Below are 21,818 nucleotides of genomic sequence, written 5' to 3' on the forward strand. Positions count from 1 at the left end.
CCAATTTGATTCCGTATTAATTGGCCTTCATGCCGACCTTTCTTCTTTGCCGCTTCGCGCGGCTGTGGCTGCTGGCACTGCCCGCAATGCTGCTTTTTTCGTCGTGCGCCACGACCAAACACTACAACCAGCGCACGCTGTTTCGCCTGACCGACAGGCAGGGCAAACAGCTTGACAGCACCAAATTACGCATCGCCGTGAACCGGTCGGAGCGCAATTATGTCATCCAGGCCAATGATTTTTTGGAGGTGCGGGTGAATACCAATAAAGGCGAACGAATACTGGACCCTAACGGCGAACTGCAGTTTGGGCAGCCCTCCGGTGGAGGTTTGCCTGCTCGCGGCGGTGCTGGTGGTATTGGTGGTGGCATTGGTAGTGGTGGAGGCACCACACGAAACGCAGGCCAAGGAGGAGGTTCTGCTACGCAGGGAACAGGTGGCTCTGTTTTTCTGGTGCAAGCTGATGGCACGGTAGTACTGCCGATGGTGAACCGCGTGCGCGTGAACGGTTTAACATTACTGGAGGCCGATAGCATGCTGGCCATTCGCTACAATGAATTCTATAAAGAGTCGTTTGTCACAACCCGCGTCACCAACAACCGCGTTATTATACTGGGGGCAACCAGTGGGCAGGTCATCCCTCTCAATAACGACAACATGAACCTGTTGGAGGTGCTGGCACTGGCCGGTGGAGTAGACGGGGCCGGCGGCGCGTCGGCATTATACCGCAATGGTGGACGCGTCAACAACATTCGCATTATCAGAGGCGATTTGAAGAACCCCCGGGTGCAACAAATCGATTTGTCAACCCTTGACGGCATGCGGCGGGCCAACCTACAGGTGGAGCCTAATGACGTTATTTATGTGGAACCCATCCGCCGTCCACTGCTCGATGCCTTGGTTGATGCAGGCCCCATTTTGAGCCTGTCGTCTTTGGTACTTACTACCACGTTTTTCTTACTCAGTCAATTTAGATAATATAACGGTCATTTATTCCCGTCTATTGATTTAGGTATTTTCAAGCCTGATTTGACACTATACTCATAATGGCTACTAACGAAAACAGAGAACTGGAAGAGCTTATTCGCAACGCTACCGGCGGCACGGCATTTCCCTCCGAGGCGCCGGCTGTGGGTACTGGCGAGACCGAGGAGGAATCTGCCAGTCTGGACATCACTACGCTTGTGCTGGTAGCACGGCGCAGCTTGCTGTGGATGCTTCTGCTAATTACCCTGGGGCTTACGGCTTCCTGGCTCTACCTGCGCTATACTAAGCCTGTTTACAAGTCGGCATCTTTACTTAAAATTGACGAGCGCAACGAAGGCAGTGCCCTTGGTTTGGGTGGTCAGGGGGCTTCAGCAGCATTACCCAATGGCCGAGCTAAACTAGCTGGCGAAGTCGAGCTAATTAAATCCAACATCATTTACCAGCGACTTAAAGACTCTCTAGCCCTGGATGTGAACTACTACGTGCAGGGCACGGTATTGGAGTCGGAATTATATAGAACCTCGCCTTTCCGCGTCAAGTACAGCATCACGGACCCGAGCCTATATAACCGTAAATTTGAATTGCGGTTCACCGCTCCTGGACGGTTCAGACTGGAGTTTGTGGGCCAGGGCCGACCACTTGGGGGAGAATATGCATTAGGCCAGCAGATAAAATTTCCGGGCATTCAGCTTCAGGTGCTGGGAACGAAGAATTTGGTGACTGACACGCCAGACGATGCCAGCTACCATTTCACTATTCAGGACGATTATACGGTCAACGCCTATCTGGATAAAAATCTGACGGTTGAGATTATCAACCCCGAGGCCAGCACAATACAAATTGCCTTTAATGATTTTAATCCCAGCAAAGCTCAGGATATTGTTAACAATATAGACGCGGTATATTTGGAAGAGCGACTTGCCCAAAAACAGGAAAGCACAATTAGCAAGCTTCGTTTTCTGGACCAGATTCTGGACCAAAACGGGCAGAACCTGGAAGATGCCGAAGACCGGCTGCAAAACTTTGTGCAAAAAACCGGCACTTACGACAGCAAAGGCGAATTTGAGGCCATCAGTGCAAAGCTGGAAAAATTTGAGACGGAGCGGCTGAAGCTCACCGACAACATTGCCCTGTTGGCTGCAATAACTAACATGGCTAACCAGGAACGCCTGACCCGCGACGAAACTCAAACCGTGGAGCAAAGCTTGCCCGCCTTGGCTGGCATTGAAGATGCGCAGTTGGGGCAGGAGCTTAATCAACTCAACTCGCTGCAATGGCGACTGCGCCGGGTGTCGCGCTCCTACAACGAGAGCACCGAAGCCATTCAGGGTATCCGGGATGACATTGCCTTCACACGGGCTTCACTGAAGCGCTTGCTGCGGCAAAACCAAGTATTGCTGCAAAAGGAGCTTGCGCGCCTTGACCAGCAGCGGGCCAAGCTCAACGGCGAGCTGCAAAGCCTACCAGCTAAAAGCACGCAGTTGGAGCGGTTGAAGCGCCCATTGGATTTGTACACTAGCTCGTACCTGCAGCTTATGGACCGCAAAGTGCAGTTCAATATCGAAAAAGCTGGTGCTACGGCCGATTTCAAAGTACTTTCCCCTGCCTCGCCTCCATCGGCGCCCATTTCTCCCAATCGGCTCATTGTGTATGCCATTGGCTTGGCGGGAGGGCTTGTGCTGGGACTGGGGCTAATTGCGGTGCGGTACTTCATGCACAATACCATCACCAATGTGCGGGAGTTGGAGCGGAGTACCAAAGCGTCGGTGCTGGGCATTATCCCCACCTATGATAAGGAGAAAATGGAGGTGTCGCGGCTGGTGGTAGATAAAAACCCCAAATCGGCTATTTCGGAGTCCATTCGTTCCATAAGAACCAACCTAGACTTTATCAGCTCGGCCAAGAAGAAGCGGATGATATCGGTCACCTCCACAATTTCGGGAGAGGGCAAAACATTTGTTACCGTGAACCTGGGAGGCATTATTGCATTGTCTGGTCAACGGGTTATTATCCTGGACTTGGACATGCGTAAACCCAAAGTCAACCTGGCTTTTGGGGCCGGCAATGCGAAGGGAATAAGTACCATTCTCATTGAGCGCCACAGCATTCAAGAATGTATCCAGCCTACATCCATCGAATCGATGCAGTTCATTTCGGCAGGACCAACCCCGCCGAATCCTTCCGAGTTGATTTTGAGCGACAAGTTTGACTTGATGATTCAGGAGTTATTTCTGTCTTACGATGTTATTCTGCTTGATACTCCGCCAGTTGGCTTGGTAACCGATGGCATTCTCATCATGCGCAAGGTTGATATTCCACTCTACATTGTACGGGCTGGCTATTCACGAAAGGCCTTCATTAAGAACATGAACCGGTTGATGCGCAGTAGTAATCTCACGCGCATGTGTACCATTCTCAACGACGCCAGTTCGCGTGGCGCGGGCTACGGCTACGGCTACGGATATGGATATGGCTATGGCTATGGCGCTTATGGCCAGGGCTACTACGAGGAGCCCGCCGCCAAGCCGCTTACCTTCGGCGAGAAGCTGAAGAAATTCTTCAGCTAACACCCGTACTTAATGGCTTCTTTTCTGCAGCGGCTTTTCGGAAACAAGCCGGCAGCTCGGGCTATTTCGGCTAGTTTTGCCCAGCTGGGGGCTGATATGCACTCCCACCTGCTGCCGGGCCTCGACGACGGCGCGGAAACGGTAGAACACTCCCTGGACTTGCTCCGGGCCCTGCGGGAGGCCGGTTTTCGGAAGCTGATAATGACGCCCCACATCATGGGCGACTTCTACAAGAATACCCCGGAGGGGATTCGGGCGGCCCTGCAGGTCCTGCGTGACGCTGCCGCCACCGCGGGCCTGGGCGATGTGGAGCTGGCTTGCGCGGCGGAATATTACCTGGATGAATTTCTGGGCCGCAAGCTGGCCGATGGTACCGAGATGCTGACCTTCGGCGGCGACAAACGCTACCTGCTGTTTGAAACCTCGTACATGAACGAGCCCCTGAACCTGTACGAAATTATTTTTGAGCTTCACGCCCAGGGGTATCAACCCGTGTTGGCCCACCCGGAACGGTATACGTACCTACACGGCCGTTTTTCGGATATCGAGGCCTTGCGCCGCGACCATGGTGTGTTGCTCCAGGTTAATTTGAATTCGCTGGCCGGCTACTATTCCCCAGCTGCCAAACGGGTGGCCGAAGAGTTGATTGATGGCGGTTTGGTTGACTTTGTGGGCACTGATACGCACCATTTGCGCCACACCGAAACCCTGGTGCGCAAAGCCCTGCCACTCCCTTACATGGAAAAGCTTCTCCGATTGCCACTGCTCAACCAAACACTTTGAGGCCATTGCCTGCTGTTGGATGTTTCCGTTGCTGGTCCCCCCTCTGCAGACCTCCTCAAATTCCCAATATTCCTTCATGATATTCGTTACCGGCGGAACCGGCCTAATAGGCTCCTTTCTGTTGCAGGCACTGCGTGCACGCGGCTTAGCGGTGCGGGCATTGCACCGGGGCGCCCTGCCCACCCATGCCGCGCCGGGCGTGGACTGGGTAGCCGGCGATTTGCTCGATACCGAGTTGCTACGCGTGGCCCTCACGCCCGATGTGACGCACGTATTCCATTGCGCGGGGCTGGTGTCCTACGCGCCGCAAGACGAAGACTTGCTACTTAACGTGAACGTGCAAGGGACCGCGGCCATTGTGGACGCCTGCCTGGAGCGGCCGGGCATCCGACTGGCCCACGTGTCTTCCGTAGCGGCGCTGGGTGGCCCTGCCGCCAGAAGTACAACTGACGCAAACGGCGCACTTCCCATCACCGAAAAGAATACCTGGGACCTTGGAGCCGCGCATCCGGCTTACGCCACCTCCAAGTATTTGGGTGAGCTGGAAGTGTGGCGTGGCGTGGCCGAAGGGCTTTCCGCTGTCATCGTCAATCCGTCGGTGGTACTGGGGCCCGGCGACTGGCACCGGAGCAGCACCCGGCTGCTGCGCTACACCCACCAGGAACACCGATTTTACACCACCGGCCTCATCAATTTTGTGGATGTGCGGGATGTGGTAGCCCAATTGCTGGCCCTGACGCTGGACCAGCCGGAAATAGGCGGGGAACGGTACATCCTGAGTGCAGAGGCGGTACCGCTGGCTACTTTTTTCCGCATGGCCGCGGAGGCTATGGGGCGGCGGCCGCCCACGGTGGCGGTGCCCAACTGGGCCGCCGAGCTTATCTGGCGCCTGGAGCACGCGCGGGCCGTGCTGACCGGGGCCCGGCCGCTTATTACCAAAGATACTGCCCGGGCCGGACAGCAACCCGTGGTGTATGCGCACGCCAAAGTACAAAGCGCTACCGGCCTCAATTTCCGTCCGTTAGCCGAGACACTGGCGTGGTGTGCCGCCGAATTGGCTGGTAACCCAACCACGTCCCCGGCGGTTATCGTATCTTAGCAAGAGCCAGATTGCACGGTTTTGGCTAACATTTGTTATTATTGATAGAGAACCGATAAAGTGGAGTGGAACGGCGTTTGCAAGCAACTGGCTACTAGTTGGCTGGTGTTTCGTTCTCCGATTCACAAAACGGATTAATCCACTTACCTTATTGCGGTATTATGCGCATGAACGAACATTTTGAAAATCACCGGGCCGTGTTGGATGTCGTGCGCCGTTTTGAGCGCATGGTAGCCCAGCAAGAGCCTGTATTCTTCGATTTAGAAGACTTCGAGAACATCATCGACCACTACGTTACCAACGCCGAGTTTGACAAAGCCCTGCAGGCCTGTGACGCGGCCCTGGGCCAGTATCCTTTCTCGACGGAGCTGCTGATTGACCGCGCGCAAGTGACGGCCATGCGCGGCGACTACACCGAAGCCGAACGCCAGATTGACGAAGTAGCGGCCCTCGACCCCACCAACGCCGACGTGGCCGTGACGCGGGGCATCATCAGCACCCAGCGCGGTGAATTTGCGCAGGCGGTTGACTTTTTTCGGGCGGGCTTGGAACAGGAGCCCGAGCGCGAAGACATCCACTTCAACCTGGGCCTGGCCTTTCAGAGCTGGCAGAAATTTAAGAGTGCTGCCAAGCATTACAAGCAAAGCCTGCGCCTGAACCCCGACAATGAGACGGGGGTGCAGGAGCTGCTGCACTGCCTGGATATTACGGCCCGGCTGGAGGAGCACGAGGACTTCTTTAAAGGCTTTACCGACGACGACCCGTACTCCGCTACGGCGTGGTACAACTTAGGGCAGTACTGGTACCGCCGCGAGGACTTCACCAAGGCAGCTGAGGCGTTTGATTACGCCGTGGTCATCAGCTCCGACTTTCATGACGCCCACCACTGGCTGGCCGACACCTTTGTTTGCCAGCAGGAGTACCAGAAAGCCATTGCCGAGTTTGAGCAGGCTTACCCTCCGGGCGAGCCCACCGATGAGGCCCTGTGCAACATTGGGGAGTGCTACGAGAAGCTGCGCGACTGGGAGCCGGCCCGGCGCTACTACCGTCAGGCCCTGGAGATTAACCCCGAGATGGACGAGGCGTGGTTTGGCCAGGGCGTGCTACTGCAAGAGCAGGGCCGCTGGTTTGAGGCCATTCACTACTTCCGCAAGGCCACCGAGATATACGCCGAAAGCGGCGAGTATTGGTCGGCCCTGGGCGCGGCCGAGAACCAGGTGGGCAACGTGGTCAGCGCCTTGGAATCGTACGAGAAAGCCACCGAGGTAGCTCCCGACGATGCGCAGGGCTGGGTGAGCTGGAGCGCCATTCTGTACGAGCAAGGCCATTTTAGCGAGGCAGTGGAACTGGTGCGTCACGCGGTGAACCTGCACCCGCACGAGGCGCATTTCCACTACATGCTGTGCGCGTATCTGCTGGCTGATGGGCGCATGCGCGAAGCCTACACCGTCCTCGAAACGGCCCTCACGCTCAGTTATGAGCAGCACGTGCTGTTGTTCGATTACTTCCCCGAGCTGCGCGAGCAGCCCGGTTTGAAGAAGCTGATTGAGCAGTTCCGGAAATAACACTTCCGGTTAACGCTACTTTTGCAACCGCCCGTCGTACGACGGGCGGTTTTTGTTTGCCGGCACCACCCAGTATTCCTGGCCGGCTCGCAAAACCCGTTGTTCCCCTCTTTAATCAGTTAGAATTGATGAATTACGACCTCTCTCAGCTTCCAGAGCGCACCCCCAAGCCCCGCGAGCAAGGCTACACCATGATGATGGACAAGGGCATGAGCCTGCGTGAGGTAGAAGACTTCCTGGAAGTAGGCGCCGCTTACACGGATATTGTGAAGCTGGGCTGGGCCACGTCCTACGTAGTGCCCAACCTCAAGCGCAAGCTCGAAATTTACCGGGCAGCCGACATTCCGGTGTATTTCGGCGGCACCTTATTTGAGGCCTTTATCATTCGCAACCAATTCGACGATTACCGCCGCCTGCTGGACACTTACGGCATGGAATACGCCGAAGTATCGGACGGCAGCATTGACCTCGACCACGAGCACAAATGCGAGTACATCCGCGAGCTGAGCAAAGCCGTGCGGGTGCTGAGCGAAGTGGGCTCGAAAGATGCCGAAAAAATCATTCCGCCCTACAAATGGATAGCACAGATGGAAGCCGAGCTGGCGGCCGGGGCCATTAAAGTCATCGGTGAAGCCCGCGAGGGCGGCAACGTTGGCCTATTTCGCAGCACCGGCGAAGTACGCTCGGGCCTAGTAGAGGAAATCCTGACCAAGATTCCTTCGGAAAAAATTCTGTGGGAAGCCCCTCAGAAAGCCCAGCAGGTCTGGTTCATTAAGCTGCTGGGTGCCAACGTGAATCTCGGCAACATTGCCCCCAATGAAGTGGTGAGCCTGGAGACCATCCGCTTGGGTTTGCGCGGCGATACGTTCTCGCACTTCCTGGACATGGACGCGGTGGACCCCATGTTCCGGCCCGCCGCCAAGACGGGCAAACCCGGCACTTCCATGCCTCGCGGGTAACCCACAAACTTGCCAGACACAAGGACACAAAAAAACCGGCCTCCTGATGGAGGCCGGTTTTTTGTGTCCTTGTGCTGCAATTATTGCTTCACAATTTTCAGATTCTGCGTCTCGCCCGTGGGCAGCGTCACACCAACCAAGTAGAGACCGGCCTTGAGGTCACCGAGGTTCTTTACCGAGAGGTCGGAGATGCCGGAGCTTAGCTCTACCGACTCCTGGCGAATAAGACGGCCAGTCATATCGGTGATGCGCAACAGGCCTTTGCCAGCAACTACCGATTGCAGTACCAGGCGCAGCTCGTTGCCGTTAATCGGGTTAGGGTACGCAACCATGGCGGTTGCCAAGGCCTTGCCCGTGAACAGGACCGTGCGAGGAGCGAAGAAGGCATCTTTGCCATCTATATCAATCTGGCGGAGGCGGTAGTAGCGCGTACCTACTTTATTAGCCTCCGTGTCAACATAGCGGTAGCTGGTTTTCTTTGTGCTGTTAGCCGAGGCGCTAGCCACCGAACCCAGCGTGCGGAACTGCTTGCCATCGGTCGAAACCTGAACTTCGAAGCCTTTGCTGTTGAATTCGGATGCCGTCTCCCAGGTTACCAAAGCATCAGTACCCACGCGCTTGGCGTCGAAAGTAGTGAGGGTAACGGGCAACGGCAATGCGCCTTGCTGCTCGCTCAACGTGAAGGTTGCAAAAGTCGTCACACCGTTTTTAACCAGAATGTTGTTGCTATTGGAATCGCGACCCAACTGGAAGAAGGTATTGCCACCGTTAGTGGATACATACAGCGACAAACGGCTTTCATCTACGCTGCCGCTGAAATCAGCAGGGTTCTCGTTGTTGGTGCGCAGGTTCACCAGCTCATTATCCAGGAAGCGGAATTCGAGTCGGGCGTTCAGGCCGCCGGTATTGGAGTTTGGGTTGCCGGGCTGTACGCCGAACACACGGCGAATGCCAGGCTTGGGAGGGGTAGCGTTGAAAGCAGTCGGCGGATAGTTGTCGCCGTTGTTACGGGTTACCAATACACCACCGGGCTCGTTGCCAATAAAGGTCAACGTCATGCCGATGTTGCTGAAATCCTGGGGGACACCCACCGTAGCAACCTGGTTGGTGCGCAGGAAACCACGGAAGAAGGTAGTTTCCGTTTCTCCCAGCAGACGAGCTGCTCGTATCACCGTGGTAATACCACCGGAAATGTCCGTCACATCGCCTTCAAACGTAACAAAGTTGGTGTCAATGTTGGCAATGTTTGTTTGCAGGATGCCATTGATGAAACGCAGGTAGCCACCGGCTTTCACTTCAAAGTTATTCGTGAGGGTCTTGATGCTGCTTGCGCCGCCATCAATTTCAACATTAATGAAGCCGTTTGGCGAACCGCTGATGGTTTGGTTGCCGGCGCTCTTGAAGCTAATAATGCCTGCATTGCGTTGAATGAAGCTACCGTGGGGGTTATCGAAGTTACCGAAGACATCCAGTCGGCCGATAACCAACCGGAGAATACTGCGGTCTAGCTGCGAGTTGCCTTGCAGAGTCAGGTTGCGCGTTTGCGCATTGCCCGAACCGGTGTTATCATAGCCAGGGTCGGCGGGAACTGGCGAAACACTACCGTCCGGATTGATTACTGTAGTGGCTGGGGTAGGCGCCTTGACCGCATCACTATAGATGTTGGGGTAAGGTTTCGGCGTTCCGCTGGAAAAATTTGGGATAATAGCGTTTTTGGTTGCGGTAGGCACGCCTTCAGTCCAGTTGAGCGGGTCAAACCAGTTGTCGTTCACACCGCCAGTCCACACAGTATTTACAACGGGCTCACCGTTGACCGTAAAGTTGGCCGTGTAGGGAGCAGCGGGGGTGCGGTCAAGAACAGAAAAATTAGTACCCGTCGAAGTGTTTCTGCCGTTGGCTTGCAGGTAAGCGTCTACACTGTATCCACCCACTACCGTGACACCCGCCAGCAGGTTCCGTGCAGCATTGCTAAGAGAGAAAGTACGCGTGCGGGAGCCATCAGCATTTTCTACCACACCCCGTTGGGTGAGTTCCAATGCCGTATATCCACCACCGCCAGAAGTTGACTGACGCACACGGAAGTTAAGAATTACATTTTCAACCACATTTGCACCATTCTCGGTGGTGGTAGCGGTGCCGCCATTCAGGACCAACTGGCCATTGACGATATCGAAGGTGCCAAGATTAGCGCCATCAAAGTCGGGGTTGTCCGAAACGTTGTTTGCGTCGTAGGTTATGTTAGGACCGTTCGATGGCGCAATGAATATGGTAGTGTTGGTAAGAGTAGGGGTAATAGTGGGCGTACCGGTAACGGTAAACACCGAAGTCTGCCGTGGCCCCAAGATGCTGATGGGGTCACCAGCTGCATTCATACCGCTAGCTGAAACAGCTATGTCGAAGCGGTAGCTGGTGCCGGCACCACCGGTCGTGGCAATCATCAAGATGTTACGCGCGGCATTGGTGAGCGAAAAGGTGCGCGTCATTGTGGCACCATCGAAGCCAGTTTGCACAAGGGCCAACGTCTGGCCGGAACCAAAACCGGCGTTGGGGCTGCTCAAGGTGCCGGGCGATACTACAAATGCAATAGATGCCTGGTCGAACGTATCGCCGTTCTTTTCGGCAATCTGTATGGAGCCGCCCTGCAACAACAGTCGGCCATCGTTGGCATCAAGCACACCAAAGTCGGTGCCGTTGAAAACGCCGGGGCCGGGTGTGGTAGCAGTAGCGTCGTAGGTGGTAGTTGTAGCATTGGCCGCAGTAGTACCCGAAGTAACGATGACGTTGCGCAGGGTTGCAGTCGATACTTCAGCAGGAGGAGGGGTAGCAGTTGCGGTGAATTGCGAACGGCGACGCGGCGCAGATGTATTTATTACGTCACCATCTACATTCTGACCAGTGGCACTGACGTTAATATCGAACCGATAGTCTGTGCCGCTGCCCGCCGTAGCTGATGCCAACGCAAGAAGATTACGCCCACCGTTAGTCAAAGAGAAAGTACGCGTGCGAGTGCTGGCATCATAGCTTGTTTGAGTCAACGCAAGCGACTGATTAAATGCTGGATTAGTGCCGTCAGTGAGCGTACCGCGGTTGATAACATAGCCTACCTGAGCTGAGGTAAATGTTTCGCCTTGAGCCTCAACGATTTGAATAGCTCCGCCTTCCAATAATAGTCTTCCTGTGCTAGTATCAAAGGTGCCAAAATTGGTGCCAGCAAATATGCCTCCTCCAATACCGGTTCCGCCTGTCGTTGGCACAGCATCATAGGTATTAGTACTGGCGCTGGTGCTAGTGCCTGCAGTAACTAAGACGTTGCGAAAATTTATCGTCGAAGTAGATTGTGCCAACGACTTCTGCGACGCACCCAAACCGACAAATACGGCAAAGAGCGGAATGAGGAAGTTGAAGAGGCTCCGCTGTCGCAACAGCTTTTGAGTAAAGGTTAAAGTTTGCATGAATATGGAAATTGGATGAAAACAGGAAGGAAATGACGGATTAAGTCGTAATGAGGCGCATATACGCAGGAGGTTAAAAAAAGTCTACCACTACAGAAAGATTTAAAAATATTTGTAAAACAATCCAAATCAGCCAAAAAGCCAAAAACCAAATTCTTTCGTTCTACATGTCTACCAACTCGTTAAACCAGCAGCGTGCACGTTTAGTGCACAACGCTGTACGGAACGGAAGCCAGTGCCTTTTTTTCGGCCGGGAGCTCTACTCCCAGCAAGTCGTGGACACTGACTCGGATTTTATTGGAAAGCTGGGTGATGGGCAAGTCGTTGCTGTCGTACCCAAACGGATTCTCAATTTCGTTGCCAATCATTTCCAGGCCCAGCATGGCGTAGGCGCCAATCATGGTAACGGGTACCATCCACCAGCCGCAGGAGTCTACCAGCACTAGGGGCATTATTAGGATGAAGATGGTGATGTAGCACTTGATGAAGAAGCTGTAGGAATAGGGAATGGGCGTGGCCTTGATGCGCTCGCAGGTACCGTTCACGGCCATCATGCTCAGGTAGTGCTGCTTGATGTTGATGAGGTGAATGGGGTCAAAAATCTGTACCTGGCGCAGCTGCTCCACGCTTTCCATGAGCACGGCAATTATGGTGGAGGCCACGCTCTCGGCTTTCTGAAGGCGCTCGATGATGTCGGGCGTGGCCTCCATTTTATCGAAGCGCACCTTGTTGCGCAGGCTGCCTTCTACCGCGATGGGGAAGTTGGAGATGAGGGCTGCGAAGTAGCGCCGGCTGGATTTGGCCTCGCGGGGCAGCAGGGCGTTCATTTCCATGGCCAGGCCCCGGCACTGCGATACCAGCACGCCCCACACCTTGCGGCCTTCGTAGTAGCGGTCGTAGGCGGTGTTGGTGCGAAACACCAGCAGCAAGCTGAGCAGAATGCCCAGAATGGAAAGATACTCGCGGCCAATCCGGACGTTTAGCGTATGAAAATCCAGGCTGGTAACGGCAATAACACCCCCGTATAAACCCACCAAGGCCACGCGTTTCAGCAACAAGCGAATAACGGTGGAAGTCTGAAAATGCCGCAACGCGCGCCACCAGTCACCTCCTTGATAGACAATCATCTTACGGGTATAATTTTAGTCTTGCAACGGCAATTTTATAGTTGGTGCTGGGCCAGCACAATCACGAGGGCAGTGGTAATAAGAGTATTTTAAAATAGCTGCTGCTTGCGCACGGGTAACACGTGATATACCATCACGAGTCGTGCCACATTTTGGATAAGCCAGTGCTTTTCCAGCTTTATTTTGAAATTTTGAAGAGACAAAGCATTGAATAGCATAGGTGCCTGTAGTGTGCCGGGCAAAACTTGATTTTTCGGGCAGAAAAAGAAGGCAGATTCCTACGCATAGCCTCGGCAGTAGCTTAGGGCGCACAAAGATACAGGGCCGGGCCTGCTTATCAAAGAGATAAACGCAAGCTGCGGGCCCAGGACCTTGGCGGAATAGCACACGAGCAGGCACCGGAATAGCACACGAGCAGGCACGCGTGTTGGCGCAGCCAGCACCGGGCACTTTTCAGGCATGTGGCAGCCTTAGCACCGACACTTCACCTCCGGTCCGTTTTCTTTGCACTTCATTTACGCCTGGCATGGAACTCATCAAACATTTTTTCGACATCGTCCTGCACCTGGATGTGCACCTCAAACTGTTGGTGCACGACTACGGCAACTTGGTTTACCTCATCCTGTTCCTCATCATCTTCACCGAGACGGGGGTTATCGTGTTTCCCTTCCTGCCCGGCGACTCGCTGCTGTTTGTGGCCGGCACGCTGGCGGCCCAGCCCAACCCTGATACGGGCGCGCCGTTGCTCAACATCTTCATCCTTATCCCGCTGCTGATGGCGGCCGCTTTCATTGGCGACAACCTCAACTACTTTGTGGGCGACTACCTGGGGCCTCGGGTGTTTCGCGAGAACTACAAATTCCTGAACCGCAAGTACCTGGACCAGACCCAGGCGTTTTATGCTAAGCACGGCGGCAAGACCATCATCATGGCGCGCTTCGTGCCCATTGTGCGCACGTTTGCCCCGTTTGTGGCCGGAGTAGGCACCATGACCTATCGGTTCTTTGTCACCTATAGCCTGGCCGGGGCTGCTATCTGGGTGATTTCACTATCCTTGGCAGGCTACTTTTTTGGCAATTTCGCCTGGGTTCAGAAGAACTTCACGCTGGTTATCTACGGCATCATCCTCGTCTCGATAATGCCGCCGCTGTGGTCGTTCCTGAAAAGCAAATTCGGGCCGCAGCCCGCTACCGAAGCCTAGCTGGTACTCCGGCTGCTCAGGTCAACAGGCAACCGATTACAGGCACTGGCACGATGCCAGCGGAATCCCGGAATTATAATTTGGTAAAAAAGCGCCCCGGCATACAGTTGTTTGGGGCGCTTTTTCTATGTTATTTTGAACAACTCCCGTCTTCAGTTTCTACCCCGCACATGCGCCAGTTTGGGCTTATTGGCCGTACTCTCAGCCACTCGTTTTCGCAGACTTATTTCACGCAGAAATTCTATTCCCTGGGGCTGGCAGCGCATCAATATGACCTCTTTGAGCTGGCTACTATTGGGGAGTTGCCCGGCCTGGTGGCCGCCCATCCCAACCTGGTGGGGCTGAACGTGACCGTGCCCTACAAGGAAACGGTGGTTCCGTATCTCGATGAGCTGGCCGCCTCAGCCAGCCGGGTGGGCGCCGTAAACGTCATCGAGCGCACCGCCGATAGCCGCCTGGTGGGCCACAATACCGATTACGTGGGTTTCCGGAATTCCTTGCGCACCTTCTTCCCCCATCGGGGCGAGGCGGGCCGCGCTCTGCTTCTCGGCGCCGGCGGTGCCGCCAAGGCCGTGGAAGTGGCACTGCAGGAGCTGGGCATTCCGTACTGGAATGTGACGCGCGGCCTGCTCGGGCCCGGCCTCACCTACGAGGACCTTTCGCCCGAGCTGCTGGCCGCGCACCCGCTCATCATCAACGCCACGCCGCTGGGCACGTTCCCCAACATTGCGGAGTGCCCGCGCTTGCCGTACGAGGCCCTCACCGACCAGCATTACCTCTACGACCTGGTGTACAACCCCACCGAAACGCTATTCATGGCCAAAGGGAAAGAGGCCGGCGCGCACGTCAAGAACGGCTTTGAGATGCTGTGCCTGCAGGCCGAGGCCGCCTGGGACATCTGGCACAGAAACGTGCGATGAGAAGGAAAACAAAAAGGAACGTCATGCTGGGCGGAGCCGAATCATCTCCCCCGCAATACTAAAACTGATTAGTAGCGCGGTAGGGATGTTTTGGCTGCGCGGACGCTAGATGAGCATGACGTTCTTTTACTACGACTTGCTACTGTTGGCCTTGGGTTTCGCCGGCTTTGGTGTCGTCGTTGCGGATGCTGCGGCGCTGCTTGGGGGGCGCGTTTTCGATTTTGCCAAAGCGGTAGCCGAAGGCCAGGCGGATGCCGCGCAGGGCAATGTAGTTGTGCTGCTCCAGGTTAAAAAACGGGGTATTGACGTTAGAACTAAGGTCGCGGCGGGCCGTCAGGAAGTTGTCGGCGTTGAGCGTGAGGTCGCCTTTTTCCTTCAGAATGGTCTTTTTGAAGCCGATGGAGTACCAGTTCCAGGCGGCGGCGCGGCCTTGCAGCTGCACGCGGGAGGAGTTGATGCCGCCGAAGAACTGCGCGCTCAGGCTTTTGCTGAATTTGTAGGTGGAATTGGCGTTGATGTTGAATATCAGGCCCTCGTTGCTGGTGTTGAGGAAGCCGGAGCGCAGCATGACGTAGGTGAACGTGCTGGAGCCGCTGACTTCCCACTTCGTGGTGGGCTTGAAGGAGCCGAACACGCTGCCGCCGTAGCTGCGGTTCTGGCCAATGTTGTCGTAGGTGGTGATGGTGGTGTCGAGGCGCTGGCTGCGCACAGTTTCGATGGCGTTGTTGGTTTGGCGGGTGAAGAGCGAGAAGTTCAGCACCGAGCCTTTCAGGAACGTGCTGTAGTTCAGCTCGTAGCTATCCGTAAACTCGGGGTCAAGCTCGGGGTTGCCGCGGCTCACGTTGAATTTATCGACGCGGTTTTCGTAGGGGTTCAGGTAGTAAATCTGGGGGCGTTGGATGCGGCGGCTGTAGGCCAGCCGCAGGGTGTTGCCGGGCTTGCGGGCGTAGCTGATGTTGGCGTTGGGCAGCAGGCTGGTGTAGCCGCTGGTGAAGCGCGTGACGTCGTTTTGCTGGAAGCGGCCGACGATGTCGGTGCGCTCCAGGCGGGTGCCCACGCGGGAGTTCAGCTTTTTGCCCAGCGGAAAGCCGTAGGTGGCGTAGGCCGCGGCCACGTTCTGGTCGTAGTCGAAGCGGTTGGAGCGCAGCTGGTCCACTGCAAAGGGCGCGTCGGTGCCGTTGGCCGTTTGAATCTGGTAGTCGCTGAGCACGCGGCGCAGGATGGTTTTGGCGCCCACTTCCACGCTGCGCTTCTCGCCAATGGGGTGCGTGTAGTCGGACTGCAACGTGGTTTCGAGGTTGCGCGAGAGGTTGTCGCTGCTCTCCCGGTAGTTGGGCAGGCCGGTGGCGGTGAAACCGTCGAACTGGTCGAGCGAGTAGGGCTGCAGGTTGCGGTTGCGCGAGTGCTGGCCCAACACGCTCCACTCCCGGCGCTTCTGGCCATCAAAGGTGCGGGTGTAGGTGCCGTTCACATCGTAATTCTGCGACTGGAACTTGTAGTTCGTGCCGCGGGTGAACAACTGATTGTCGGCCGGCCGCACCAGGGAAACCAAGTTGTTGGTTTGGTCGCTCTTGCTGTCGTTGCGGTTCAGGCCGCTGCTGACGCCCACGGTCAGGTTGTGGTTTTTGGCGGGGTCGTAGTCCAGGGTGAGGCGGCCGTAACCCCCGCCCCCGATGTTGTTGCCGCTACCGTCCTGGGTAAGGGTAGAAACCACGTTTTCGGGTGCCCCGTTGAAATTGACACGGCGCAGGTTGCTGGCGCTGGGGCTGTAGTAGAGGTAGCTGCTCACGTTCGTGCTCACGCCAATCTTGCCGCGGCGGGCATTCAGGCTGAAGTTGCCGTTGGAGCTGCGGTTGCCGGCGGCGGCGCCCACGCTGCCGTTCACGCCCTGCAGGTTGTTGCGCTTCAGAATAATGTTCACGATGCCGGCCGTGCCTTCGCCGTCGTACTTGGCGCCGGGCGTGGTAATGACTTCCACCGAGGCAATCTGGTCGGCGGGCAGTTGCTTGAGGGCGTCGGCCAGGTTGCCGGCCAGGATGCTGCTGGGCTTGTTGTTGATGAGCACCCGGATGTTGGAGCTGCCGCGCAGCTGCACGTTGCCGTCGAGGTCCACGTTCAGCAGGGGCACTTTGCGCAGCACATCGGCGGCCACGCCGCCCTTGTTGGTCAGGTCGCGGTCGGCGTTGTACACGATGCGGTCGGGCTTCACTTCCACGGTTTCCTTTTCGCCGGTCACGGTCACGTCGCCCAGCTGCTGGGCGGTGGCGGTGAGGGCGAGCGGGCCCAGGTCGGTAGTGCCGCTGGTCACGGTCACGTCGCGCACCAGGGCCGCGTAGCCCAGGAAGGTGAGCTGCACCCGGTAGGCACCAGGCGCCAGCCCGCGCAGGCTGAAACGGCCTTTTTCATCGGCCACGGTACCATCCAGGGGAGTTTCGCCGGTGGCGGGCAGCAGGGCCACGGTGGCAAATTCCACCGGCTTTTTGGTGGTGGCGTCGAGCACGGTACCGGTCAGGCGGCCAGTGCCTTTGGGAGCTTCCGGCAGCACCAAGGGCTTGGGCGCGGCACCAGTAGGAGTGGGCGCGGGAGCCTGGGCGAAGGTTTGGGTGCTGGTGCCCACGGCAGCAAGCAACCCTAGCGTAAGTAAGAAAGGCTTCATGGTGAAAAGGGTACTGATTGCAGAAAAAAGGCGGTATTATGAGCGGGGCAAACTGGTTGGAAAACAGAGTTTCGGTGACTTAATCAGACCAATCGGTCAATCATTACACAGGTAGTGCGATGTCCCAAGCGTAAATGGGGTTAATTCGAAAGCAAGCTTTTGGGTGAAATTTTTATTTCTTTTTTTAGGATATTTATCACCGCTTCAGCCCAGCAAGGGCCGCACGGCGTCGGCGTACCCCCGGCTCACGCGCACCACCCGGCCGCCGGCCAGCGTGGCGTGGTAGCCGCCGCTGCCGTCGCGCTCCAGGTCGCACACGGCATCCAGGGCCACCAGCACCGAGCGGTGAATGCGCAGGAACCGCTGCGGGTCGAGGCGCTGCTCCAGCTGCCCCAGTCCCAGGCTGCTGAAAAACTGCCCGCCCGCCGTGTGCAGCGTGGCGTAGTCGCCGGCTGCTTCCACAAACTGGATGTCGGCTACGGGCACGGCCACCAAGCGCCCGCCCTGCGGCACAAACAGACGCGACGGATACGCGGCCGGCGCACTGGCCTCGTCCAGCCGCTGCAGCAGGCGTTCGAGGGCGGCGTCGGGTGCGGCCGGCTGGCTGAGCACCCGCCCCACCGCCTGCCGAAACCGGGCCCGGTCGTAGGGCTTGAGCAGGTAGTCCACGGCCCCGGCCGCGAAGGCATCCAGGGCGTACTGCTGGTAGGCAGTTGAAAAAATGACGCGTGGCACTTCCGTGAGCTGGGCCAGCACCTCAAACCCGGTCAGGCCGGGCATTTGAATGTCGAGAAAGACCACCTCGGGCCGGTGCTCGCGGATGGCGGCCAGCGCCGTCAGCCCGTCGGCGCAGTCGGCCAGCACGGTGAGCTGCGGAAAATCGGCCAGGTACTGCCGCACAATGAGCCGGGCCGGGGCTTCGTCGTCGATGATGAGGGCGGTCATGCGGGCACGGCCTGAGGAGTGGGAACCGGCACGGGCGCCGCCGGGCGGGCCTCGGGCTGCCGCACTGGCAGCACGCAGCTCACACGCAGGCCGTGGGGGACGTTGGCGCTGATTTCGAGGCCGGGGCTGCCCAAGGCCAGCAGGCGGGCGTGGGTGTTGCGCAGACCCAGGCCCGCGGCACTGCCCAGCAGCGCGGCGGGCGCCACCGTGGTGCCCACGCCGGTATCGGCCACCGTGATGCGCACGCCCCCGGGGCCGTAGGGCACCGCCGTCACGGTGAGGCAGCCCCCGGCCACGCTGGGCGCAATGCCGTGGCGCACGGCGTTTTCTACCAGGGGCTGCACCAGCATGGGCGGCACCAGCAGCCCGAGCAGGGCATCGCCAACCACAAACTCGACTTGCAGCCGGGCGCCGAACCGGGCCTGCTCTAGGGCCAGGTAGTCGCGCAGGAAAGCCAGCTCTTCGCCCAGGGGCAGCATTTCGTGGCGCGACGCCACCAGCGCAAACCGGAACGTGTGGGCCAGTTTCGCAATCAATTCGCGGGTGCGTTCCAGCTCCGGCGGCACCGATGCGCTGATAGAGTTGAGCGTATTAAACAGGAAATGCGGGTTGATTTGAGCCTTCAGGGCCGCCACTTCGCTGTGGTGCGCCTGCTCGCGCAGCAGTTGCTCCAAGTGGCCGCGCTGCTGCAGCTGCTGGATAAAGCCCGTGGCGTGCAGCAACCCAAACTGAAAGCCGTAGAACAGCACCGGAATATAGACGTCCCAAGCCTTACCGGAGCCCTGAATGGTGCCCACCCCAAGCCAGCCCGCCGCCGCGTAGTAACTGCCCATCCACACCGCCACCCACAGCGGGCACAGCCACAGGTGGTGCAGCAGGCGCCAGGGCCAGCTCACGCGCCGCAGCGGCCCTCGAAACAACAGCCACCACACCGGCAGCGTCCAAACGGCTTTCAGCGGGTAGTCAATCAGCAGCACCCGGCGCAGGTCATCGGGCAAAGTGCCGGCCTTGTAATCCTGGATGGCGTAGGCAATGGTGCCCGCGTAGAACACCCCGAACAGTACGTAGAACAGCCCATAAAACAGCAGGCCCCTTGCGGTAATGCGGGGCAGCGCCCCCTGCTCTGCCGCGCCAAGGAGGCCGGCGCCGGCCTCCCCCGCCCCCCCCCACCGGGCTGGTGTCCTGGCGGGCTGCAACGGGTAAGAGGGGAGCCTTCATAAGGTAGTAAGCTAGTATGCTGGCAAATGTAAAAGGCTTACCGCCTTATTTATTAAGCATTTCGCCCAATGGCACCGGGCAGCGGTGAATGGTAGCCCGCGCCGCCCAACGGGAGAAGGCTCAACGGGCGGCGCGGACTGCTGCCTGCGGCCTGCAAGCCCGCCGCCTGGCGCGCAGCACTGGTGCGCCAAGCCACTGCCGGCGGAAGAAAGGCCACCACCGCGGCCCGGAAGAGGCCCTGCGCTGGAGCGATAGTAGAGAGAAGGAGCCGATGGCCGAAACGGCGCGATAAAACGCCCGTTTCGACCAGATAAGCAGACTTCGTTGCAGAAGAGGAAGGTAAGAAAAGCACAGGTAAACGCAAGGAAAGCAGGCATTAGTATGGCAGTATACCTATTCTACCTTGGCTGCGGGCTGGGCGTGGCCGCCCTGGTGCAGAATGAGCTGGACCACTTCGCCCTTGTCGTTTTTGGCGAACTCAACCTGCGCAGGCACGCCTTTCAAGGCAAAGAGCACCGGCGAGGTGGCTTCGGTTTCGAACTCGCTCTGGCCGGTGGCCTGCACGAAAATCTTGCCTTCGCGCTGCCGCACCGTGATGCGGAAAGCAGGCGTCAGCTCATACACGCCCACATAGCTGGTAAGCATGGCCGCGTTCAGCGCCACCGGGGCGGCCGGGGCCTGGCCGTGCAGCACCCGGAGCAAGCCGCGGCGCAGGTCGGCCAGGTTCTTGCCGCCGCTGTGGTTGTCGAGCAGCACGATGACCTGCTGGCTCGCCGGCACCCGCACCAGGTAGGAGCCGAAGCCATTGATGCCCCCGTTGTGCTCCTGCCCGAGCACCGACTCCGGCCCCATCTTGGCCGTGAAGGACATCCAGCCGTAGGCGTAGTTTTCTTTTACGGGAGTGAATAGCAGTTTCTTGCTGGCTTCGGAAAGAACTTCACCGCCGTCCAGGGCCTGGCTCCAGCGGTAGAGGTCCTGCACGGTGGAGGTGATGGCGCCCGCGGCATACGGCACGCTCATGGCGATGGGCGGCGTGTTGACCAGGCCGCTGGCCGTGGCCGAGTAGCCGGCGGCGCGGCGCTTGTCGGCGGGCTCCAGGGTATCGTAGGCAGTATTTTTCAGCTTTAAGGGGCGGGCAATCTGTTCCTGGAAAACCTGGGCGTAGGGCTTGCCAGTGACGTTCTCGATAATAGCGCCCAGCAGCACGTAGCCGGAGTTGCTGTAGCGAAACTGCGCGCCGGGTGTGTACTCCAGCGGCAGGGCCGAAAATAGCGCCACCAGCTGCGTGGGCGTCTGAGGGGTGCGCATTACCTCAGTGGCAAACTGGGGCAGGGCCGTGTAGTCGGGCAGGCCGGCGGTGTGCGAGAGCAGGTGGTGCAGCGTTATCTGGCGGCCGGCGGGCTGCGGGTAGTTGGGCAGGTAATCCGACACGTTGCCGTCGAGCCGGAGCAGGCCTTTCTCCACCAGCTGCAGCACCAGGGCGGCCGTGAACTGCTTGGTGAGCGAGCCAATTCGAAACTTGGTTTCGGGGGTGTTGGCCACTTTTTTCTCGCGGTTGGCCAGGCCGTAGCCTTTTTGCAGGAGCACCTGGCCGTGGTCGGCCACCAGCACCGAACCCTGGAATAAGCCCGCCTTTTCGTATTGCTTGATGAAAGCATCGAGCTGCTGGGCCGTGCTGGCGCTAGCAGTAGCGGTGGTGGGCACGGCGGCGGTTTGGGCGTGCAGCGGCGCGGTGGTAGCCAGCAGGCCCAGGAACAACAGACGGGTGCAGGCAGCGGCGGGGCGGAAAAAGTTTTTCATAGGGAAGCAGGCGAAAAGAGGAGTGAGAAGGTGGCTGATGATGAATTCTAAGGCAAACCTATACCGGCCCAAACATCGGCTTTTCGCTATTCAACCAACCCTGCTCTTTCGCCCGGAAACTCCTCTTTTCAACCCGTGAACTCCCATGCGGCACCACCCCTGCTCGCCCGCTGGCCGGTGGCCTGGGGTTGGTGCGGCCCGGCCGGGCGTTCGGAGGATTTTGGGGAGCGTTGGTTGAAAATCGGGTTGCCCTGATGGCCGGCTTCTTACCTTTCGACGTGGAAAATCCTCTCGCTTCGCCCGTTGTTCCCGCCGCTCTTGCGCCTGCCAGGCAGCCCGTTCGCCCGCGCCCGGGGAGCTGGGCACTGCCTCGTTTCGGGTGGTGGCCCACGGTTCGGGACAATACGCCCGTGCCGTGGTGGGTGCACGTGCTGCTCATCCTAGGACGTGTGAACAATTAAAGCCACATCAGGATGGCTCCTAGCGTGACCATTGCCAGAAAGGTACTGGCGTTCTTCTCGTAACGCGAGGCGAGGGCCC

General features: G+C 57.9%; 14 protein-coding genes. 8 read left to right on the forward strand and 6 right to left on the reverse strand.

The genetic code is table 11. The features are described from left to right. The first annotated feature begins 29 nt into the window (after window positions 1-29). From BEN47_RS15485 to BEN47_RS15510, 6 genes are all read left to right on the forward strand, one after another. Complete coding sequence (locus BEN47_RS15485) at window positions 30-977, forward strand: polysaccharide biosynthesis/export family protein (RefSeq protein WP_125921713.1); 948 nt, start codon at window positions 30-32, stop codon at window positions 975-977. Between the two features lie 68 nt (window positions 978-1,045). Continuing rightward, window positions 1,046-3,553, forward strand: coding sequence for a polysaccharide biosynthesis tyrosine autokinase (locus tag BEN47_RS15490; protein WP_070729448.1), 2,508 nt, complete (start codon window positions 1,046-1,048; stop codon window positions 3,551-3,553). A 96-nt stretch (window positions 3,554-3,649) separates the two neighbouring features. Next, window positions 3,650-4,336, forward strand: a complete 687-nt coding sequence (locus BEN47_RS15495) for a tyrosine-protein phosphatase (RefSeq protein WP_239691630.1) — start codon at window positions 3,650-3,652, stop codon at window positions 4,334-4,336. 76 nt (window positions 4,337-4,412) lie between these two features. After that, window positions 4,413-5,435, forward strand: coding sequence for an NAD-dependent epimerase/dehydratase family protein (locus tag BEN47_RS15500; protein ID WP_070729452.1), 1,023 nt, complete (start codon window positions 4,413-4,415; stop codon window positions 5,433-5,435). A 167-nt stretch (window positions 5,436-5,602) separates the two neighbouring features. Then, complete coding sequence (locus BEN47_RS15505; RefSeq protein ID WP_070729477.1) at window positions 5,603-7,000, forward strand: tetratricopeptide repeat protein; 1,398 nt, start codon at window positions 5,603-5,605, stop codon at window positions 6,998-7,000. Between the two features lie 128 nt (window positions 7,001-7,128). Beyond that, window positions 7,129-7,959, forward strand: a complete 831-nt coding sequence (locus BEN47_RS15510) for a phosphosulfolactate synthase (RefSeq protein WP_070729454.1) — start codon at window positions 7,129-7,131, stop codon at window positions 7,957-7,959. An 80-nt stretch (window positions 7,960-8,039) separates the two neighbouring features. Here BEN47_RS15510 and BEN47_RS15515 read toward each other — a convergent pair whose 3' ends face one another. Together BEN47_RS15515 and BEN47_RS15520 are read right to left on the reverse strand one after the other, a co-directional pair. After that, window positions 8,040-11,411: a T9SS type A sorting domain-containing protein gene (locus tag BEN47_RS15515; RefSeq protein ID WP_083322476.1), complete on the reverse strand. Its 3,372-nt coding sequence runs from the start codon at window positions 11,409-11,411 to the stop codon at window positions 8,040-8,042. Between the two features lie 203 nt (window positions 11,412-11,614). After that, on the reverse strand, window positions 11,615-12,538 hold the full coding sequence (locus BEN47_RS15520; protein WP_070729458.1) for a bestrophin family protein: 924 nt from the start codon (window positions 12,536-12,538) through the stop codon (window positions 11,615-11,617). Window positions 12,539-13,064: 526 nt separating this feature from the next. Here BEN47_RS15520 and BEN47_RS15525 point away from each other — a divergent pair. Further along, window positions 13,065-13,739: a DedA family protein gene (locus BEN47_RS15525; protein WP_070729460.1), complete on the forward strand. Its 675-nt coding sequence runs from the start codon at window positions 13,065-13,067 to the stop codon at window positions 13,737-13,739. A gap of 170 nt (window positions 13,740-13,909) precedes the next feature. Then, entirely contained in the window at window positions 13,910-14,659 is a 750-nt protein-coding gene (locus BEN47_RS15530) for a shikimate dehydrogenase family protein (RefSeq protein ID WP_070729461.1), read from the forward strand. Between the two features lie 139 nt (window positions 14,660-14,798). Here BEN47_RS15530 and BEN47_RS15535 read toward each other — a convergent pair whose 3' ends face one another. The 4 genes from BEN47_RS15535 to BEN47_RS15550 form a co-directional block, all read right to left on the reverse strand. Then, window positions 14,799-17,315, reverse strand: a complete 2,517-nt coding sequence (locus tag BEN47_RS15535; RefSeq protein ID WP_070729462.1) for a TonB-dependent receptor — start codon at window positions 17,313-17,315, stop codon at window positions 14,799-14,801. A 204-nt stretch (window positions 17,316-17,519) separates the two neighbouring features. Then, complete coding sequence (locus tag BEN47_RS15540) at window positions 17,520-18,260, reverse strand: LytR/AlgR family response regulator transcription factor (RefSeq protein WP_070729463.1); 741 nt, start codon at window positions 18,258-18,260, stop codon at window positions 17,520-17,522. After that, window positions 18,257-19,456 carry a sensor histidine kinase gene (locus tag BEN47_RS15545; RefSeq protein ID WP_083322477.1) on the reverse strand — a complete coding sequence of 400 codons (1,200 nt, stop codon included), beginning with the start codon at window positions 19,454-19,456 and terminating at the stop codon, window positions 18,257-18,259. Before BEN47_RS15545 ends, BEN47_RS15540 begins: the two co-directional genes overlap by 4 nt. Before the next feature lie 415 nt (window positions 19,457-19,871). Continuing rightward, window positions 19,872-21,278: a serine hydrolase gene (locus BEN47_RS15550; RefSeq protein WP_070729464.1), complete on the reverse strand. Its 1,407-nt coding sequence runs from the start codon at window positions 21,276-21,278 to the stop codon at window positions 19,872-19,874. Window positions 21,279-21,818: the final 540 nt, after the last annotated feature.

It is taken from the genome of Hymenobacter lapidarius (assembly GCF_001816145.1).
GTDB lineage: Bacteria > Bacteroidota > Bacteroidia > Cytophagales > Hymenobacteraceae > Hymenobacter > Hymenobacter lapidarius.

Bases quoted from the DNA above. Each gene is read 5' to 3' on its own strand.
- BEN47_RS15485 (WP_125921713.1), top strand. From the start codon at position 30: ATGCCGACCTTTCTTCTTTGCCGCTTCGCGCGGCTGTGGCTGCTGGCA.
- BEN47_RS15490 (WP_070729448.1), top strand. From the start codon at position 1,046: ATGGCTACTAACGAAAACAGAGAACTGGAAGAGCTTATTCGCAACGCT.
- BEN47_RS15495 (WP_239691630.1), top strand. From the start codon at position 3,650: ATGCACTCCCACCTGCTGCCGGGCCTCGACGACGGCGCGGAAACGGTA.
- BEN47_RS15500 (WP_070729452.1), top strand. From the start codon at position 4,413: ATGATATTCGTTACCGGCGGAACCGGCCTAATAGGCTCCTTTCTGTTG.
- BEN47_RS15505 (WP_070729477.1), top strand. From the start codon at position 5,603: ATGAACGAACATTTTGAAAATCACCGGGCCGTGTTGGATGTCGTGCGC.
- BEN47_RS15510 (WP_070729454.1), top strand. From the start codon at position 7,129: ATGAATTACGACCTCTCTCAGCTTCCAGAGCGCACCCCCAAGCCCCGC.
- BEN47_RS15515 (WP_083322476.1), bottom strand. From the start codon at position 11,411: ATGCAAACTTTAACCTTTACTCAAAAGCTGTTGCGACAGCGGAGCCTC.
- BEN47_RS15520 (WP_070729458.1), bottom strand. From the start codon at position 12,538: ATGATTGTCTATCAAGGAGGTGACTGGTGGCGCGCGTTGCGGCATTTT.
- BEN47_RS15525 (WP_070729460.1), top strand. From the start codon at position 13,065: ATGGAACTCATCAAACATTTTTTCGACATCGTCCTGCACCTGGATGTG.
- BEN47_RS15530 (WP_070729461.1), top strand. From the start codon at position 13,910: ATGCGCCAGTTTGGGCTTATTGGCCGTACTCTCAGCCACTCGTTTTCG.
- BEN47_RS15535 (WP_070729462.1), bottom strand. From the start codon at position 17,315: ATGAAGCCTTTCTTACTTACGCTAGGGTTGCTTGCTGCCGTGGGCACC.
- BEN47_RS15540 (WP_070729463.1), bottom strand. From the start codon at position 18,260: ATGACCGCCCTCATCATCGACGACGAAGCCCCGGCCCGGCTCATTGTG.
- BEN47_RS15550 (WP_070729464.1), bottom strand. From the start codon at position 21,278: ATGAAAAACTTTTTCCGCCCCGCCGCTGCCTGCACCCGTCTGTTGTTC.